Below are 18,752 nucleotides of genomic sequence, written 5' to 3'. Positions count from 1 at the left end.
GGCTTGACCGGGACAGGCACCACCCTGTTTCATGCCCGCCCGTCCCGCCCCCACAAGGGAAACCCGCCCGCCCATGGCCCTCTCCCCCCGTCGCCTGCTTCACCTTGCCTTCTGTCTGCTGCTGGCACCGCTGGGCCTGACCGGCTGTGCCAGTGGCGATCCGCTGCCCTATTCCGTGCCGGTGCAGCTGCTGGAAACCGAAGCGTCCGGCATCCAGCCGCAGCGCGTGGGGGAACTGGTGTTCAAGGGTGCCGTGGCGCTGCAGGGGCCGCGCAAGGCCATTGGCGGGCTGTCCGCCCTGCGGGTCAGCCCCGATGGCGGGCAGTTCGTCGCCATCTCCGACCGGGGGGACAAGGTGGCGGGCCGGCTCTCCTACCGGTCGGATGGAACATTGGCCGGCATGGGTGATTTCACCCTGGGCACCTTGCTGGAAAGTGACGGCAGCGTGCTGCAGGGCGGCAAGAATGACAGCGAATCACTGGCCCTGATCGGCCCCTGGCCCGGGGATGGCTGGGTTGTCGGGTTTGAGCGCGAGCATCGCCTGCTGCGCTATGGCCCGGCCCTGGCCGGGGTGACGCCGGTGCCGCTGGACGGCCCGGCGGGCTTGAAAGAGCTGGATTTCAATGCCGGGCTGGAAACTGCCCTGATGCTGCCGGACAGCCGGCTGCTGCTGATCGCGGAAGGGGAAGCCCAGGGGGAGAAAGGTCTGCACCGGGCTTGGATCGGCCGATCCGGCAACTGGGTGGAATGCCGCTATCAGGGCCACCCGCCCTTCCTGCCGGTGGATGCGGCAAACCTGCCGGATGGCGGCATCCTGGTGCTGGAACGGCGCGTCGGCATGTTGGGGGGCTGGGGCAACCGCATCATGCATATTGATGCCAAGGCCCTGGCGGCGGGGACGGTCGCCGGCGGCACCCTGGCGGGACGGGAGATCGCCCGGCTGGACCCGCCCCTGCTGACCGATAATTTTGAGGGAATCGATGTCCGCCGCTCCAAAGATGGCGGCGTCTTCATCCACATTATCTCCGATGATAATTTCTTTGTGCTGCAAAGAACCATCATGATGATGTTCGAATGGAAGCCCTGAACGGGCTTCACAACCGCTGTCCCTGGACGGCACCCCCCTGCTGCCCCTATAAGGGCCATGCACTCTTTGTTCCCCCCTAGGCTTCAACTGGCGCTGTCATGCACGACCTTCGTTCCATCCGCGACAATCCCGATGCTTTCGACCGTGGCCTGGCCCGGCGCGGACTGTCCGCCCAGTCGTCCGACATTCTGGCACTGGACCAGCGCCGCCGCGCCCTGCAGACCGAATTCCAGGAATTGCAGGCCCGCCGCAACGAAGCCTCCAAGCTGATCGGCACCTATAAGAAGGAAGGGCGCGATGCCCAGCCTTTGCTGGATGAGGTGGCGGCGCTGAAGGAAAAGCTGCCCGCCCTGGAACAGCAGGAAAAGGAACTGGGCGCCGAACTGGATGGCATCCTGGCCAGCCTGCCCAACATCCCGGCCGATGATGTGCCGGCGGGCAAGGATGAGCATGACAATGTGGAAATCCGCCGCATTGGCACGCCTGTAGAGATCGCCAATGCCAAGCAGCATTTCGAGCTGGGCGAAGCGCTGGGCCTGATGAGCTTTGATCTGGCCGCCAAGCTGTCGGGTGCGCGCTTCACCGTGCTGCGCGGCAAGCTGGCCCGGCTGGAACGGGCGCTGGGCGATTTCATGCTGGATATCCACACCAACGAGTACGGGTTCGAGGAAGTGTCCCCGCCCCTGCTGGTGAAGGATGATGCGGCCTTCGGCACCGCGCAGCTGCCGAAATTCACCGAAGACCTGTTCCAGACCACCAATGGTTTCTGGCTGATCCCGACGGCAGAGGTGCCGCTGACCAATCTGGTCAATGACGCCATTCTGGATGCCGACGAACTGCCGCTGCGCCTGACCGCCCGCACCCCCTGCTTCCGGTCCGAAGCCGGGTCGGCCGGACGCGATACGCGCGGCATGATCCGCCAGCACCAGTTCTATAAGGTGGAAATGGTCTCCATCACCCGACCCGACCAGTCGGCGGCGGAACATGAACGGATGACGGATGCCGCCGAAACCGTGCTGAAGCGGCTGGGCCTGCCCTTCCGCACCGTCACGCTCTGCACCGGCGATATGGGCTTCTCCGCCCAGAAGACCTACGATATTGAGGTCTGGTTGCCCGGCCAGGGCATGTACCGTGAAATCTCCAGCTGCTCCAATTGCGGGGATTTCCAGGCCCGCCGCATGAAGGCCCGCTTCCGCGCCAAGGGCGACAAGAACACCCAGTTCCTGCACACGCTGAACGGGTCGGGCGTGGCCGTGGGCCGCTGCCTGATCGCCGTGCTGGAAAATTACCAGCAGGCCGATGGCTCCATCCTGGTGCCGGAAGCGTTGCGCCCCTATATGGGCGGGCTGGAACGGATCACCGCGTGATGAGCAATCCCAGCTTTGATTTCACCGGCGCGCGCATCCTGGTCAGCAATGATGATGGCATTCATGCCGCTGGGCTGGGCGTACTGGAACAGATCGCCCGGTCGCTGACCGATGATGTCTGGGTGGTGGCGCCGGAGACGGAGCAATCCGGCGCCAGCCACAGCCTGACCATGCATCGGCCCCTGCGCCTGCGGGAAGTGGGGCCGAAACGCTATACGGTGGATGGCACGCCCACTGATTGCGTGCTGCTGGCCATCAACCACCTGATGCAGGACCGCAAACCGACCCTGGTGCTGTCTGGCATCAACCATGGCAGCAATCTGGGAGAGGATGTCACCTATTCCGGCACGATTGCCTGTGCGATGGAGGCGACGTTGCTGGGCGTGCGCGCCATCGCCATGAGCCAGCGGACCCGCCCGGACAGCCCGCCCGACTGGTCGGTGGCGGAACGCCATGGTGCCGATATCGTTCGCAAAATCATGGCGGTGGACTGGCCGCGCCATGTGCTGATGAATGTGAATTACCCCGCCGTGCCGCCCGATGAGGTGACCGGCGTGCATGTGGTGCGCCATGGCAACCGCAAGATCGGGGATGAGCTGGATGAGCGGATCGACCCGCGCGGCCGGCGTTATTTCTGGATCGGCATGGCGCGCGGGGAAACAGAGGTACCGGCGGATACCGATGTGCATGTCGTTTCCCATGGCGGCATCTCGGTCACGCCGATCTATCTGGACCTGACGCATTACGCCTGTCTGGAGGCGTTGAAGGGGGCCTTGGCGTGAACCGGGCGGCCAGCAAGATCAGGCTGCTGATGTTGCTGCGCCGCCAGGGCATCACCGATGTCAATGTGCTGCGGGCGGTGGAGCTGGTACCGCGCGAACTGTTCGTGCCAGCCCCGTTCCGTGATCAGGCCTATGAGGATACCGCCCTGCCCATCGGCCATGGCCAGACCATCAGCCAGCCACAGGTGGTAGGGCTGATGAGCCAGGCGCTGGCGGCAGGGGCGAACGATAAGGTGCTGGAAATCGGCACGGGAAGCGGCTATCAGGCCGCCATTCTGGCCAAGATCGCCCGGCACGTGTATACGGTCGAGCGGCACCAGCCCCTGTTGCAAGAGGCAGAGGCACGGTTCGCCGCCCTGCGGCTGCCCAATGTCACGGCCCGGCTGGCCGATGGCCGGCGCGGCTGGCCGGAGGCAGCCCCGTTCGAGCGGATTTTGGTGACGGCCGGCTGTATCGGCCATCCCCCGCCCGATCTGGTGGATCAACTGGCGCCCGGTGGTATCATGGTCATACCGCTAGGCCCCGATCACCGTGCGCTGAGGGTTGTCCGTTTCCGGCGGCCCCTGGCGGATGGTGACGGCGAATGTGGATTGCAGCGAGAGGAATTGTGGCCCGTTCGATTCGTCCCCCTGTTACCGGATATCGCATCTTATCCGCCGCAAAGCGGCGTGGGCTGACGATGCGTCTGGCCACCACCATCGCTGTTCCCCTGCTGGCCCTGGGCCTGCTGTCCGGCTGTTCCACGGAAGGGGACTTGCCCCACGCCGCGCCGCCGGCAGCGCCGGCCAATGCCATCTTCGTTTCGCGCGGCGACACGGTGCAGTCGCTGGCCGCCCAATACCATGTTTCGCCCGAGGCGCTGATCAGCCTGAACGGGCTGGCCCCGCCCTATACGCTGCATCCCGGCCAGCGGCTGAGCCTGCCGACACCCCGCACCTATCAGGTGAAGGCGGGTGATACGGTCTATGGCATCGCCCGGCAGATGAATGTCGATATGGCGGAAATCATCCGTCTGAATGGCCTGCAGCCGCCCTATATGGTGCGGGTGGGTCAGCAATTGCAAATGCCGGGCAGCGGTGGCGGCAGCGTCCCGGCGCAGGTGGCCAGCACCAGCACGGCGCCGGCACCAGCCCGCAAGCCGGACATGCCGCCGGCCACCAGTTCCGCCCCGCCAGCCCGCGCCACCCGCCCCGCTGTGGAGGCGGTGCCGCTGGACCCATCGGCCCCGGCGACAGCCAAACCGGTAACCCCGGCACCGGTCCGCCCGACCGTGACGGCACCGGTGGCCACCAGCACGACACCGGCAGCCGGCAAGCGCGGGGTGGAGGCGGAAACCCTAGCCCCGCCGCCGGCCGCCGTCGTCCCCCATGCCGGCAACGGCAATGGAACCGCCAGCAGTGGCACCGCACCGGTGCTGCCCGCCAACCGTCAGCCGGCACCGGTGACCCCGGCCCCGGCAGCGCCAACACCGCCGGCGGCCACGCAACCGGCCCCCACGCCAGCCCCCCAGGTGGCCACCGCCACCCCGCTGGCCAAGCCGGACGAGGCACCGCCGCCGCGCACCGCTGCCCGCTTCTTGTGGCCGCTGCGGGGGGAGATCATCTCCACCTATGGCGCCAAGCCCGGTGGCTTGCGCAATGACGGCATCAATATTGCCGCCGCCCAAGGCACGGCCGTGGCCGCGGCAGAGGCCGGCATCGTCGCCTATGCCGGCAATCAGCTGAAATCCTTCGGCAATCTGGTGCTGATCCGCCATGATGGTGGGTGGGTCACCGTCTATGCCCATCTGGCCGATATCGGCGTGCAGCAGGGTCAGCGGGTGACGCGCGGCCAGTCCATCGGCACGGTGGGCCAGACCGGCAATGTCCGCTTTCCGCAACTGCATTTCGCCGTGCGCAAGGGCGATCAGGTGGTCGACCCGATGGGGCAGCTGGAAAAATAATCCCCTGGGTCATCGATAATGACCCAGGGGATGCAGGCCCTGAAGCCACAGTACTTATGCTTTGGAGTGTGTTTCCGGAGACCGGAAACACACTCTCGTTTTTGCGTAATGTGTGTGACGGTGTCTCAAGGGGCGGCTTGTACCATCGGTCAAAATTCTCGACCGATGGTAATGCTGCGACCGCCGCAGCGCCGCTCGTGTGGCGTAGCCAAGCCAGCGGATGCTGGTGCCGCCGGTATTATGTCCACACCGCACTTTGATCAGAAGACGTTGACGACAACGATGGTCAGCAATGCCATGACAAGGCGGGAGGTGGCATAGCCCGTGGCATAGCCGACGACCGGCACATTGCTCTTGGACATTTCCTGCAACGCGCCCAGTGCGGCGGTGGTGGAACGGGCGCCGGCAACGGCGCCAAGCATGATGCCGGGGTGGAACTTGAACACATAATGCCCCAGCAGGACGCCGACGATGATCGGCACCAGCGTGACCAGCGTGCCGGCCAGGAACAGGGCAAAGCCGTAATTCTGTATGCCACCGACGAAGCCCAGGGCGGCATTGAGACCGATACAGGCGATGAAGCCGTTCAGGCCGACATTGTTGAACACCCAGATGGCCGGGCCGGGAATATGCCCGAAGGTGCGCATCGTTGACCGCAGGTAACCGGAGATGATACCGGCGACGATGGCGCCGACGGCCGTACCCAGCGACAGCGGGATGCCACCAATGCGCAGGGTGAAGGCACCGATCAGCGAGCCCAGCACGATACCGAAAGCCATGAAGGCCATGTCCGAACCTTCCACCGGGCGGTCGGCATAACCCAGTTCCTTGGCAATCTTGGCCACATCGGCCTTGGCGCCCAGGATGGTCAGCACATCACCGCGCTGGATCTTGGTATTCTCGTTCATGCTCATGACAACGTCAGAGCGGGTATATTTGGTCAGGAAGACGCCGCGGCCAGGCTCCCCGAACAGGCTGTGGATCAGTTCGCCCAGCGTCTTGCCGGCATAGGCCTTGTTGGTGACGACAAGGTCCAGCAGCTCGGTCGAGAAGTCCAGCAGCGGCACATCCTTCAGCTCCGGACCAAATTCATGGGCATAGGCCAGCAGGGCCGACAGGCTGCCGGAAACAGCCAGGATGGCATTCTCGGTGAGCACCGTATCACGCTGGCAATCGATGATGGCACCGCCCTCCACCGATCGCATCCGACGGATGAAGATTTCGTTGCCGAACATCTTCTCCACCTGTTCAACCGTCTTGCCAATCAACGCGCCGCTGCTGAGGCGGACGGCGCGGGCAGAATATTCACGGTAAGCCGTGGTGCCCACCTTCTTGCCGCCATGGGCCGCTTCATATTCCTGGCAAACCTTGGCCAGATCAAAGCCCAGCAGCTTGGGCGCGAAATTGGCCAGCGCATAGGCTGAACCGATGGTGCCGAAAGGATAGGTGACGGCATAGGCAACCGGCAGCAGCGCCAGCGATGCCTTCAGATCGACGTCCGGCAGGCCCGACTGGTTGATCAGATCGGTGGCCACACCCAGCACCGTCGAATTGGTGTAGCCGCCGGAAAGCAGGCCGGCCGTCAGGGCACCATTATAGCCCAGCAGCTTGCCCAGCGCGATGGCCGTGCCGGTACCGACCAGGCAGATGATGATCGCAAAGACAACCTGCGGCAGACCATCACTGCGTAGCGCACGGATGAATTGCGGCCCGACCGAATAGCCAACCGAGAACAGGAACATGGCAAAGAAGGTGGATTGCAGGACGCCGGGCAGCTTGATCCCGACCTGTCCGACCAGCAGGCCGGCCAGAAGCGTGCTGGTCACAACCCCAAGATTGAACTTGCCCATCTTGAAATTGCCGATCCAGAATCCGATGCCAATGGTCAGGAATAGGGCGATCTCCGGGTATTTTTGCAGTGTTTCGACGAAGTAGTGCATGACAAGATCTTTCCCGTTACCCGGCCGGGATGCTGATCGCGTCCCGGCCGGGGAAATGGCACCTCGGATCAGTAGGCCGGGTTGTAGAGCAGGCTCTCAATCCACGACCGGATCTCGGCGGGGCGTTCAACGGTGGCCAGACCGGCATTGAACATGTATTCGACGATGCGGGTGGCCGTGGTGATCTCCGTTTCCAGGATGTGATCCTGGCTGGGGAACAACATGCCCTTGGCCTGCATGGAGGGGCCGACCTGATCGGCCGTCGCATGGGCGGCCACGATGAAGCATTCGTCATTCAGGCGGGTCGGGCGGGCGGCATAGGTGGCAAGGCCGATGGCCGGGTAGATGTAGAAATTATTGGCCTGGCCCGGCCGATAGGTATGCCCTTCATAGGTCACCTCATCGAACTGCACGCCAGCGGCGAACAGGGCCTTGCCCTTGGACCAAGTATAGGCTTCCTCGGCCGTGCATTCGGCCTTGTGGGTCGGGTTGGACAGGGCGAAGATGATCGGCCGTTCGTTCAGCCGCGCCATGGCCTCGATCACTTCCTTGGTGAAGGCGCGGGCCTTGGTGGAAACGCCGATCAGGATGGTCGGCTTGAACTGCTCGATGACCTCGACGAAATTCTGCGAGGGCTTTTCATTCTGTGCCCACAGCTTCTGGGTTTCCGTCAGGTCGGGACGGGAGGATTCGATCAGGCCATTGACGTCGAACAGACGCACCCGCTTGCGCGCTTCTTCGGGGGACAGACCCAGGGTCTGCAATTCGGCGGCAACCAGTTTGGCAATGCCAAGGCCCGCGGAACCGGCCCCCAGGAACAGGATGCGCTGGTTGGTCAGCTTGCCGCCCGTCTGCTTCAGACCGGCGGCGATACCGGCCAGCGCCACCGCGGCCGTGCCCTGGATATCATCGTTGTAGCAGAGGATCTTGTCCTTGTAGCGGTCCAGCATCCGGATAGCGTCGGTGCCCTTCCAATCTTCGAAATGGACGCAGCAACCGGGGAACACTTCCGCGACGGCCTGAACAAATTCTTCCGTCAGCTCGTCCAGCTCCGCCTCTGACACCGGGGCTTCGCGGGTTCCCAGATAATAGGGATCGGCCCGCAGATGCTCGTTCGTGGTGCCGATGTCGAACAGAACGGGCAGCAGAACCTGCGGCGGAACCGCGGCGCAGGCGGTATAGAGCTGCAGCTTGCCGATCGGAATGCCCATGCCATTGGCGCCGATATCGCCCAGGCCCAGAATGCGGCCACCGGTGGAGACGCAGACGAAGCGGACATCCTTTTCCGGCCAGTTGCGCAGCACCTGCGCCATCCGGCCCTTCATGTGGCGGGTGATATACATGCCGCGCGGCCGGCGATAGAGATTGCCGAAAGCTTCGCAGGCATCCGCCACCGTGGGATCATAGAGGATCGGAATGAAGCGCTTGGGGTCTGACATGACGGTCTTGTAGAAGACCGTCTCGTTCCGCGCTTCCAAATCCATCAGATAGCTGTACTGATCCAGCTCATCCTTCACATGGTCCAGGTGATCGAGAACGCGTTCCACCTGCCGGTCCAGGGTTTCCACCGCGTGCGGCAGCAGACCTTCAAGACCACGCTGAAAACGTTCATCGCGGGTATAGGCCGTCCCCTTGTTGCGAACCGGGTCATGCAGAAGATTAAGCCCGGTCAGGTTACCCTTGGAGGCCTTTTCGACTTTGACAACAACGTTGCTGGACATCTCGGTCTTCCTTCTCGGTGAATGCATCAGGCCGGTTGCTATGAAGCAGTGCCCGGTCGGGTCGCTGCATCGCAACGGGCGTGCCAAGCCGAGAAGATGAAATTAAATTACTGATTTAATTAAGATATTTATGATTTTTCAATTGTAGAAGCCAGCGCGATCATCGGAAATCCGACGATGGGTTCACGGGGGCGTACGGCGCGCCGAACACTGGCTTTCCGCTACGCCACACCTGCCTGGAATGGGTTCGGGCCTTGACGGCCAGCCCCTGCATCGGGGTAGGGTGCCGGCCGCCTGATCGCCCGCCTTTACGGCATTGCCCGGCCGAATTCATGTATGCCGCTCTTCAGCATTTTGGGTTGCTCAGGGTGTGGGGCCAGATGCGTGGTGGTGCAGTCATAACATCCGCCGGTCAGGTGGCCATAAATCAGGCTGGCCACCCGGTCGTTGCCGGCCATCGGCAGGGATTACAGGATCTTGAAATAATGGATGCGGTTGGCACCGGGGATCTTCTCGGCCACCCCAACAAAGATATGCTTGGCCAGCCAGTCATAAGGGCCCGCCGGCACATCAAATTTTGGGGAGACGCGCATGTAATAATCGGACGGATCCACCGGTTCATTGCGCGACATCCGTTCTGCCACCTCCGGCGTATAGGCCCAGCGATAGCCCCGGTTCTGGAGATAGATGATCGTGCCATCATCCAGTTCCAGCAGATAACGCGCATCGAAATCAATCACGCCGTCGGGACGCAGCAGCGGCCAGTCACCGCCGCTCATCGGCACGACGCGCCCGTTTATCCCTGGCCCTTCCACGGTTCCCTCGGCGGCATAGATGGCGGCACGCGTCGCCCCCATGGTCGTGGGCCGCAGCCAATGGGGCTTGGTCAGCGTGATGCCAATGGAGAAGGCGAATTCGAAACGCGGGGCAAAGGGATGGGGATCGGTCACTTTCATTTCCTCTTCTGACGGAAAGGCACCAAAGGCGCGGCAGATAATGCAGTCAATCGACGGGGATCACGGGCACCAGCAGGTGTGAATCATGCACACCGCCCGTCTTGATCAGATGGACACCCTGGTTGCGCAGATCATCATGCCGCGCAAAGGCCAGGCCATAACGGTCATCGTCATAAATGTCGCGTCCCTGCACCGTCAGGCGCAGCCCTTCACCCGCAGCAAAACGCACGGATGTCGGCCAGATCTCGATCTCCACGGGGAAGGGGGCGCCGGGCGGCAAGGGTATTTCCCTTTCATGGCGGTGAACGGGCTGCCAGGGGGTGGACCTGTCCTCGTCCAGTTCCCGGTGCGACGCCCGCAGCCAGCCCAGGGCCAACGGCCCGTCATCGTAAAGCGCATAGAAGGTGAAGGGCACCCGGTCGCCTGACCGGTCGATCTTGTCCAGCCCGACGAACAGGTCCATGTCATCGGCCCCGTCCGCCTGCACCCACAGGCGCAGCTTGAAATGGCCGGTCAGTTCGGTTTCCCGGTCAAAAACAATGTCGAAGCGCACTTGTCCCGTTTGGGCATCATAGCGCGCTTCCCCCTCCCCCACCACGGCGGCAGCTTCAAGCCTGCCGGTGGCTGCATCCAGAGAGAGCGGTTGATACAGGGTGCGTGCCAGCGGCCATGCCGCCTCCTCCCGAAAGGGGCCATCGCTGCCCCTGTCCCGCACCTGAAGGCGCACCGGCGCCCAGTACAGCACGCCCGTATCTTTTCCCTTCAGAAACTGATCAAAGAACTGCTGCTGCAGGGCCACATTTTCCGGCATGTAATAATGTCGCCATTTCTTCTGGCCATGCACCAGCAGCCATTTCTGGTGGGACGCCATCCTTTTATAGGCCTCCAACGTGCCGCGCGTGTGCAGGCCATGATCGGACCAGCTGGCCACGATGAAGGTGGGCAGATCAATGGCCTCCAGATCCAGCGCCTTGCTGTGCCAATAGGCATCGATCAGCGGATGGGCCTTCACGTTGCTGGCCGTGTCCTCCGTGCGGGTGGTGGACCAGTTCAGGCTCATGGTGGCGCGCTCGACGAAGTTCGTCTCGCGGATGCCACCATGATAGGCAAATTCCCGATACCAGTCGGAAAAGCCTTCCCAGGGGTTCAGCGCGGCCAGATGCGGCGGCTTCAGCGGTGCCACCAGATACTGGATGCAGGCCAGATAGGATACGCCTGTCATCCCGACCTTGCCGTTGCACCAGGGCTGTACCCCCAGCCATTCGATCAGATCGTAACAATCTTCGGCTTCGCCAATGCCATTGTGCCGCAATTCCCCTTCGGAAAGCCAGGCACCGCGCGGATCAGGATAGCAGATGGCATAGCCGTGACGGCACCAATGGGCCGGGTCCGGCGCCTCAAACGCCGTGTGGCGGGAATTCCAACCCGCCTCAATCCCCGCCGGCGGCCAGAGATTGGCTGCCTTGCCATGCTTGCCATAGGGGCTCCAGGCCAGCAGCACCGGCAGATCGCGCTCCCCCGCCTCCCCCGCCGGGCGGTACAGATCCACATAGATCGTCACGCCGTCGCGCATTCTGACCGGCAGGTTGCGGTCAAACACCAGGCCATCTTCGACGATCCGCGCATAATCCTTCGGCGGCAGGGGCGGCTTATAGGGATTTGCGGCCGGGTCACGGCCGGCAAGCATCTTCAGTTCCACCGCATCGGGCATCTCCGTCTCCGTCCCTTGTTCTTTTGGCTTTGTTCGGGCGGGGGCCATGGCCGCCACTCGTCATTTATTGATTAATCATCATAATTGAAAATCACCCCCTTGCAAGAGCGGATCGATGAGAATATTGATTTCTCAACAAGTGACGGGAGGATATCACATGACGGACAATGATCCGCTGGCCCTGCGGTATGAGCATGTTTTCGACATCCGCATCAATTTCGACCGCCGTTGGATGACGGGGGCGATTCACCAGGGCGGTCCCAACCACGGCTACACGTCCATTGGGGAGGGCTGCAAGGTCAGCGGCCCCCGCCTGAACGGCACGCTGGTGGATCACAGCGGTGCTGACTGGCCCGTGGTCCGCGCCGACGGCGTGGTCGAACTGAATGCCCATTACATGATCCAGGCCGATGACGGGGCGCTGATCTATATCCGCAATCTGGGCTATGTGCATGGCCCCCTGCAAAGGCCGGGTTATCCGCCGCTGACGCCTTATTTCCGCTGCACCCCCTATTTCCGGGCGCCGGACGGGCCGCATGAATGGCTGAACCGCACGGTCATTGTGGGCGTGGGGCAGCGCCGGCCGAAGGTGAGGCCGGAGGATGAGCCTGACCATTCGCTGTTCCGCTATTACGCGGTGCTGTGAGCCATGGTCGCGTTCGACCAGCGACAATGGTTCGATGATTATATCGACGCCCTGAACCGCGATGATTTGGCGCGGGTGGCCCCGTTTTATGCCCCGGACCTGCATATGACGGACGGGGCGGTGGAGCATGGCTCCGCCGTGGCGGTGATGGGCTTCCACCGGCAATGGCAGGGCCGGGTGCGGCGGACGCTGGCGCTGCTGGGCTATGTCGACCGGCCGGGGCGGATTGCGGCGGAAATCAGCACGGTGCTGGAGGCGCTGTGCGATGTGCCAGATTTCCCCGACGCCCCCCTTGCCGCAGGGGAGCGGAGGGCAATGGTCAGCTTCGTGATCTTCGATATTGCCGACGGCCGCTTCACACGCATCCGCGCCGCCCCCTACAAGGCACCCCCATGACCCAGCCCAGCCGCTTTGCGCCGGATGCCACCGCCGCCTTCACCCGCTATATCGCCGCCTTCAATGATGGCGATTTCGCCACCGCCTGTTCCTATTATGCCGACAATATCCGCCTGACCATCGGCAATGGGCGGGTATTGCAGGGGCGTGCAGAGATCGTCCGCTTCTATACCGGCATTCGCCGCGTGACCCGGCGGACCATCACGGTACTGGACTGCTTCGCCAGCGAGACACGACTGGCCGCCGAACTGGAATCGGAGTTCCTGGCCGTCACAGACGTGCCGGATTTCACCTCCGGCCCGCTGCGACAGGGCGAGCGGATGTATATTAACAGCTTCGCCGTCTACGATATTGACCGGGACCATTTCAGCCGCATTCGCGCCGCTGTGTTCCGCCGGGTCTGGAAACGACGCGGCGATCCTGCCTGATATCGTTCTAGCCGGCCCAGCACAGGGAGCCCGCATCGACCGGGTGGCAACATCACCGACAACACCACCTTCAAGGTTGCACAGACGGCTGGCCGGCGGGGGCCCCTTCCTGGATATGAAGGGCTGAACCATCGGGCCGCGTCAACGGCCGGCTGCAATGGTCGGAACAGCGCCATGGAAGCCTGTACCTGCGCGGCCGAGAATGCCGTGCCCAATGCCCCGATATGGTCATGGAGTGGCACCATCCCCCCATCACCAAGGGTCCTGCGACTGTACGCTGAACGGCCGGCAATCGGCCGGGGGCGGGGCGTTGAAGGGGCGCGACACCATGGTGCGTTCGCCCCTCCAGGGTACCTGATCGGCCTTCGTCCAGGCATTGACGAACAGACGGTGGAACTTCCAGCGGCCATGGCGTTTCACCAGCCGGTCGTCCCGCGTGCCGATGCCGAAGATGAAATTGCTGCCGTAATCGGCGTTGAACTGGATAATCTGGAAAAAGCAGCGCACCCGCGCCCCTTCCGGACGCGGATCCATGATGAAATGGTTGAACAGATGCTGGCGGCCGAACCACCAATGCTGCCGATCATACCAGAGGCTGCGCAGATGGGCGCGGATCGCCGCGCGGCCCTGCGCCTTGCCCTGCCAGAGATGGTCGAACTCCCCATCCTCGGCAAAGGTGTCCAGCACCTGTTCCTCATCGGCCAGGTCCAGCCCCCAGGCATAACGGGCGAAAAGCTCGGTGATTTCGGCCCGATCCTCAGCCGGCATCACCGCCGGAACACCGTCCGGCCAGCAGACCTCTGCCATCGATCCCTCTTCCGGAAATGGCCCGCGCGTGCCAGCGCGACGCCGGGCGAAACAGGGTTCAAGCGTAACATCTGTTCATTGATAACTCAATGAACTTTTATATTGATGGATCAACAATGTTTGAAATCGGTCGCTGACAAAGGGCTAGGTTTTCACCAGATGCGCCAGCCGGTCGCCAATGCGGGATAACAGCTCGTCCAGCACCACCCGCTCCTCCGGCGACAGGTCGACCAACAGCGATTCATGGAAGGCGACGCGTTCCTTCAGCGTCGCCTTGTACAGTTTCTCCCCGGTTTTGGTGAGAAACAGGATGGGTGTGCGCAGATCGTTGGGGTTTTCGTGGCGCCTTGTATATCCGCGTTCCTCCAGCGAACGGGCGGCACGGCTGACCTCGGCCCGGTCGACCCAGGCCAGGTCGGCAACCTGGCCCACGGTGCCCCCCTCCGGCATGGTGCCCAGCCGGGCCAGCACCCGCCATTCGGCATAGGTGAGTTCCCCCCGCTCCGCCAGCCGCCGGATTGTCAGCCGGTCAATCACCTTGGCCAGCAGCGTCACCCGGAAGGTGGAGAATTGCAGGTTCGGGACATTCCATCCTGGCAGTTCAAGCGGCGTGCGGGCCGTCCCCCCCTTGTCCGGGTCCGCCGCTTCGGTCTCCACCGTGCTGCGGCCCAAGCTCGCATCCGTTCTGGACTGCCTTTTCATAAGTCGCCTTTCCCCCGTTGAGTGTCAGCAACGGCTGATCCAATCCCATTGTTAGTTGATCACTCAATGTTATTCCAGCGTTCTGGTGGCCGACCCTCCAGGCTGGAGGGGAGAGCCGATATTTTTCACAACCAGGGTCAAGGGGGCTGGCGCTGAAGGGGAACAGGGGATATTATTGATTCATCAAAGACTGGTCGACGCGGACGGCCTTCAGCCATTCGTCAACAGGCCAGCATTTCAAACACAATGACATAGCCGGAAACCACCCGGCACCCTTCAGGGAGGGAGTGCTGCTTCATGTCCGCGTTCGACGTGCAGAGCTTTATCGACCAGCGCAAGATCGGCCTGCCGCAATGCCTTGTGCTTTTCCTGACCACGCTGGCCATGTTCATCGACGGGTTCGACATCTTTATGGTGGGCAAGATCGCGCCCGCCATCGCCGGTGATTTCGGCACGACCCCGGCCAGCATGACCATCGTGTTCGTGCTGCAGCAGACCGGTCTGGCCATCGGTGCCTTCGTCATCAGTCCGCTGTCGGACTATTACGGGCGCAAGCGGATGCTGGTCATTGCCTTCATCATTTTCGGCCTGCTGACCACCATCACCGTTTTTTCCACCTCGCTGATGATGGTGGGCATCCTGCGTGGTCTGTCGGGCCTGTTCCTGGCCAGTGTCGTGCCCACCACCATGGCGCTGCTGGCGGAATTCACGCCCAAGCGCTGGCGCTCGCTGTTCATCGCCATCGGCATTGCCGGATACAGCGCCGGCAGTGCCGCCGGGGCCGCCGTCGCCCTGCTGGTGCCGCATTATGGCTGGGAAAGCGGCTTCTGGCTGGGCGGGTTGATGCCGCTGGCCCTGGCGCCGGTGCTGCTGCTGTTCCTGCCGGAATCGCTCACCTACCGCGTTGGTCGTGACCCCGGCCACCCGGCCATTGCCCGCACCATCAGCTGGATGGACCGCCATCTGGTCCTGACGGGGGCGGAACAGTTCGTGACGGCGGAAACCGGTGGAAAGAAGGTGAAGGCGCATGTCATCGACGTGTTCCGCGACGGGCGCGCCCGCACCAGTGCCATCCTGTTTGCCGCCTGCGTCCTGTCCATGGGCAATATTGCGCTGCTGGCAGCTTGGTTGCCCACCTTCTTCCAGGAAATGGGCGGCGTCTCCATCCAGCGTTTCGCCATCGTTTCCATGACCGGCTTCATCGGCGGCATGATCGGAACGGTGACCATCGGCTTCCTGATGGACCGGATCGGGGCTACCCGGCTGATCCCGCTTTATTATATCGGCATCGCGGTGACGCTGATCCTGATGGGCCATGTGCCGTTCGGCACGGTCGGTTTCGTGCTGCTGCTGGTCTGTTGGAGCTTCTGCCAGTCGGGTGGTCAGGCGGGACTGAACATGCTGATGACCCAGATCTACCCGACCGCCCTGCGCAGCACAGGCATCGGCTGGGCCGGCGGGGCCGGACGCATTGGCGGAATCATGGCCCCGCTGTTCGGCGGCGTGGCGCTGGCCTCCTCCTTCACGCTGGAAATCACGCTGGCCATGATCGCCATACCGCCCGTCACCGTGGCGCTGCTGGTCCTGCTGCTGAAGCCGATCCGGCGCGATGGCGCGCCGGCTGGAAAGCCCGTCGCCGCGTGACCGTTCCGGTCCGGCGGTTGCTGCGGGAGACACAGGTCGATCTGGCAGTCGGCTGGTTTATCGACAATTGCCTGGGTGAGACATTGCCGGACCATTCGAGGCTAACCCGCACCCACCGACTTCGGCCGATATAGGTGCGTACCGCGCACCATCCTGTTGCACAAGAACCACGACGCCCTATACCAACCCGCCTAAAGGTTGACCTTTAGGCGGGTTGGAGGCCGGCTCCTGAGGGAACATAAAATCTCCCTCGATCGGCCGTGATCAAGGGAGATTGGTACTACTCAGCGCAGGCCGGCATGACACAGCGGCTGAATTGCGGGCGGCGGCGTTCCACGAAGGCGGTGATGCCCTCGGCAAATTCAGCACTGTCGATGGCGGCCAGGAAGGTTTCCCGTTCCGCCGTCAATTGCTGCTGGAAATTATGTTCCAGCGACAGATAGAGCAGCCGCTTGGTCCGCCCCGACGCCGTGGCCGCGCCAAAGGCCAGCTGACGGGCGGTGCAGCGCGTTTCCTCCGCCAGACGCGAGGCCGGGCAGACGCGGTTGACCATACCCAGTTCCAGCGCCTCTGCCGCCGTCAGCCGACGGTCCAGCAGGGCCAGTTCGGCCGCCCGGCGGGAACCGACCAGACGGGGCAGCGAATGGGTGGCCCCACCATCGGGCGTAGTGCCCAGGGGACCATAGGCCATCTGGAAGACCGCCCGGTCGGATGCCACCACCAGATCGCAGGCCAGCACAATGCCCAGGCCGGGGCCCGCCGCCGTGCCATGCACCCCGGCAATCACCGGCTTTTCCATGCGGCGCAGGGCGGTGATGGACTGATGGGTGAAATCCATCAGCTTGGTGAAATAATCCCGCCGTTCAGCGGCCGGGGCCGACAGCATCTTGTGGAAGGCCGGGATGTCCCCGCCCGACATGAAGCTGGTACCACGGCCGGTCAGTACCAGCACCCGCACCGCCGGGTCGTTGGCCGCCTCCGTCGCCATGCCGGCCAGCGTGGCCGCCATTTCCACATTCATGGCATTCAGCACGGCGGGCCGATTGAAAATGATCTCCGCCACACCTTCTGTGGCATGGCGGGTATAGATCAGGCAATCCGATCCCATGTTGCACCTCCCAACGCGATAGACAGGGTGTAACGGTCTCTCTGCCCTTACCGGCATCGCCGTTTGTTTCCTGATATAACAACATTGCCCCATCAATAGGCCAATGGGGAATATTCTTTGGCACGCCAGTTTGAAGGTTAGATCGAATCGATATAGTGAGTTACGGGACCGGGACGAAGGCAATCGGCTGGCCGCCGCTGCGATGCACCAGACCGCGCCGCATGACAAAGGCCACCTGCTGCAGGGCGGTGACATCGGCCAGCGGATCGCGCGTCACGGCGATGATATCGGCATCCAGACCAGTACGGATGGCACCAATTCTGTTTTGTTTTTCAAGCACCTCCGCCGCCGTTACGGTCGCGGAACGAATGGCGTCGGCCGGCGCCATGCCGGCATCCACCATCAGCTTGAATTCCTGCGCATTCAGCCCATGGTGGCTGACACCGCTGTCGGTGCCGAAACCCACCTTCACCCCGGCCTTCACCGCCCCCCCGAAGGAGGCTTGCATCTTCGGCCCCACCTCCAGGGCCTTTTCCTTTTGGGCGGGGGTCAGGGTGGTGCTGTTGCGCGCCAGCTCCGTCACCGTATGGCCGGCCAGCAGGGTCGGCACCAGATAGGCGCCGGTCTGGCGGAACAGCTTGATGGACTCGGCATCCAGGTAGCTGCCATGTTCCACCGTATCCACGCCGGCCCGCAGCGCGGCATTGATGCCAGCCGCGGCATGGGCGTGGGAGGCGACGCGCTTGCCCATCAGATGGGCGGTGTCGATGATGGCCTTGATCTCGTCATCGAACATCTGTTGTCCGGTGCCGGCGGCGATGTTGGACAAAACGCCGCCGGTGGTGGCCAGCTTGATGACATCGGCCCCCATGCGGATCTGTTCGCGCACGGCGCGGCGGCAATCATCCGCGCCGTTGCACACGCTTTCCGGCCGCAGCGCATGGGTCACCGCCTCGCTGAAACCATTGGCGTCGCCATGGCCGGCGGTGATGGAAATCATGTGCCCGGCGGCATAGATGGTCGGCCCCTCCACCGCACCCTGGTTGATGGCATCACGGAGCGCAAAGCCGGTGCGGGCCGGCGATCCCAGTTCCCGCACCGTGGTGAAGCCGGCCTGCAGGGTGCGCCCGGCATAGGCAACCCCTTTCAGCACCGTCTCTTCCGGGTCTTCCTGCACCTCTTCCAACTGGCTGCCGGGCCCCAGCTCCCCGCCGAAATGCACATGCAGGTCGATCAGGCCGGGCAGCACCCAGGCATCCTTCAGATCGATCACCTTGGCATCGGCCACCCCTGCCGCCGCCGCATCCAGATAGCCGGGGCGCACATCCTTGATGCGCCCATCACTGACGATGATGCTCTGCTGTTCCAGCACCTTTTCACCCGGCACGGCCAGCAGATGGCCGGCATGGATGATGCTGGTCTCCGCCATGGCTGGCAGGCAGGCGGCCGACAGCAGCAGCCCGGCCATCCATGTAGCAATCTTGCCCCGTTTCATGACCCTGTCCTTTTCTTATC

The 18,752-nt window shown here is 63.2% G+C and carries 17 protein-coding genes; 9 read left to right on the top strand and 8 right to left on the bottom strand.

Annotated elements, in window-relative coordinates:
• Positions 1 to 73: 73 nt before the first annotated feature.
• The 5 genes from CHB97_RS22160 to CHB97_RS22140 all read left to right on the top strand — a co-directional run bounded on the left by CHB97_RS22160 (position 74) and on the right by CHB97_RS22140 (position 5,178).
• Positions 74 to 1,087, top strand: coding sequence for an esterase-like activity of phytase family protein (locus CHB97_RS22160; RefSeq protein ID WP_160106166.1), 1,014 nt, complete (start codon positions 74 to 76; stop codon positions 1,085 to 1,087).
• A gap of 98 nt (positions 1,088 to 1,185) precedes the next feature.
• Positions 1,186 to 2,454, top strand: a complete 1,269-nt coding sequence (gene serS / locus CHB97_RS22155; protein WP_089290199.1) for a serine--tRNA ligase — start codon at positions 1,186 to 1,188, stop codon at positions 2,452 to 2,454.
• A complete protein-coding gene (gene surE, locus CHB97_RS22150; RefSeq protein ID WP_089290198.1) occupies positions 2,454 to 3,236 on the top strand; it encodes a 5'/3'-nucleotidase SurE in 783 nt (260 codons plus the stop codon). Before serS ends, surE begins: the two co-directional genes overlap by 1 nt.
• A complete protein-coding gene (locus CHB97_RS22145) occupies positions 3,233 to 3,913 on the top strand; it encodes a protein-L-isoaspartate(D-aspartate) O-methyltransferase (RefSeq protein WP_200820075.1) in 681 nt (226 codons plus the stop codon). The genes surE and CHB97_RS22145 overlap by 4 nt, the downstream gene beginning before the upstream one ends.
• A 2-nt stretch (positions 3,914 to 3,915) precedes the next feature.
• A complete protein-coding gene (locus CHB97_RS22140; RefSeq protein WP_160106164.1) occupies positions 3,916 to 5,178 on the top strand; it encodes a LysM peptidoglycan-binding domain-containing M23 family metallopeptidase in 1,263 nt (420 codons plus the stop codon).
• A gap of 260 nt (positions 5,179 to 5,438) precedes the next feature.
• On the opposite strand, the gene CHB97_RS22135 is transcribed toward CHB97_RS22140, so the two are convergent.
• From CHB97_RS22135 to CHB97_RS22120, 4 genes are all read right to left on the bottom strand, one after another.
• The gene (locus CHB97_RS22135; protein ID WP_089290196.1) at positions 5,439 to 7,118 is read right to left on the bottom strand and encodes an aspartate:alanine exchanger family transporter; all 1,680 of its coding nucleotides are present in this window, start codon (positions 7,116 to 7,118) and stop codon (positions 5,439 to 5,441) included.
• Positions 7,119 to 7,186: 68 nt separating this feature from the next.
• Positions 7,187 to 8,839, bottom strand: a complete 1,653-nt coding sequence (locus CHB97_RS22130) for an NAD-dependent malic enzyme (RefSeq protein WP_089290195.1) — start codon at positions 8,837 to 8,839, stop codon at positions 7,187 to 7,189.
• Between the two features lie 467 nt (positions 8,840 to 9,306).
• On the bottom strand, positions 9,307 to 9,789 hold the full coding sequence (locus CHB97_RS22125) for a DUF3237 family protein (RefSeq protein ID WP_160106162.1): 483 nt from the start codon (positions 9,787 to 9,789) through the stop codon (positions 9,307 to 9,309).
• A gap of 52 nt (positions 9,790 to 9,841) precedes the next feature.
• Positions 9,842 to 11,506: a CocE/NonD family hydrolase gene (locus CHB97_RS22120; RefSeq protein WP_160106160.1), complete on the bottom strand. Its 1,665-nt coding sequence runs from the start codon at positions 11,504 to 11,506 to the stop codon at positions 9,842 to 9,844.
• A 157-nt stretch (positions 11,507 to 11,663) separates the two neighbouring features.
• On the opposite strand from CHB97_RS22120, the gene CHB97_RS22115 reads away from it, so the two are divergent.
• The 3 genes from CHB97_RS22115 to CHB97_RS22110 are packed head-to-tail and all read left to right on the top strand — an operon-like array spanning position 11,664 to position 12,976.
• Entirely contained in the window at positions 11,664 to 12,152 is a 489-nt protein-coding gene (locus CHB97_RS22115; protein ID WP_160106158.1) for a DUF3237 domain-containing protein, read from the top strand.
• Between the two features lie 3 nt (positions 12,153 to 12,155).
• On the top strand, positions 12,156 to 12,548 hold the full coding sequence (locus CHB97_RS26545) for a hypothetical protein (RefSeq protein WP_160106156.1): 393 nt from the start codon (positions 12,156 to 12,158) through the stop codon (positions 12,546 to 12,548).
• Complete coding sequence (locus tag CHB97_RS22110) at positions 12,545 to 12,976, top strand: nuclear transport factor 2 family protein (RefSeq protein WP_160106154.1); 432 nt, start codon at positions 12,545 to 12,547, stop codon at positions 12,974 to 12,976. The genes CHB97_RS26545 and CHB97_RS22110 overlap by 4 nt, the downstream gene beginning before the upstream one ends.
• 252 nt (positions 12,977 to 13,228) lie before the next feature.
• Here the strand turns inward: CHB97_RS22110 and CHB97_RS22105 are convergent, their stop codons facing one another.
• Positions 13,229 to 13,783 carry a nuclear transport factor 2 family protein gene (locus tag CHB97_RS22105; protein ID WP_089290190.1) on the bottom strand — a complete coding sequence of 185 codons (555 nt, stop codon included), beginning with the start codon at positions 13,781 to 13,783 and terminating at the stop codon, positions 13,229 to 13,231.
• Positions 13,784 to 13,927: 144 nt separating this feature from the next.
• Entirely contained in the window at positions 13,928 to 14,455 is a 528-nt protein-coding gene (locus CHB97_RS22100; protein WP_160106152.1) for a MarR family winged helix-turn-helix transcriptional regulator, read from the bottom strand.
• Positions 14,456 to 14,782: 327 nt separating this feature from the next.
• On the opposite strand from CHB97_RS22100, the gene CHB97_RS22095 reads away from it, so the two are divergent.
• Positions 14,783 to 16,129 carry an MFS transporter gene (locus tag CHB97_RS22095; protein WP_089290188.1) on the top strand — a complete coding sequence of 449 codons (1,347 nt, stop codon included), beginning with the start codon at positions 14,783 to 14,785 and terminating at the stop codon, positions 16,127 to 16,129.
• A gap of 280 nt (positions 16,130 to 16,409) precedes the next feature.
• On the opposite strand, the gene CHB97_RS22090 is transcribed toward CHB97_RS22095, so the two are convergent.
• Both CHB97_RS22090 and CHB97_RS22085 read right to left on the bottom strand, forming a co-directional pair.
• Complete coding sequence (locus tag CHB97_RS22090) at positions 16,410 to 17,237, bottom strand: enoyl-CoA hydratase/isomerase family protein (RefSeq protein ID WP_160106150.1); 828 nt, start codon at positions 17,235 to 17,237, stop codon at positions 16,410 to 16,412.
• A 160-nt stretch (positions 17,238 to 17,397) separates the two neighbouring features.
• Positions 17,398 to 18,732: an amidohydrolase family protein gene (locus tag CHB97_RS22085; protein WP_089290186.1), complete on the bottom strand. Its 1,335-nt coding sequence runs from the start codon at positions 18,730 to 18,732 to the stop codon at positions 17,398 to 17,400.
• Positions 18,733 to 18,752: the final 20 nt, after the last annotated feature.

The sequence above is a fragment of the Azospirillum sp. RU38E genome (assembly GCF_900188385.1).
In the GTDB taxonomy this organism is placed as follows: domain Bacteria; phylum Pseudomonadota; class Alphaproteobacteria; order Azospirillales; family Azospirillaceae; genus Niveispirillum.
The sequence above is the reverse complement of the archived record's forward strand: the minus strand, read 5'-3'. Positions and strand labels throughout refer to the sequence as shown.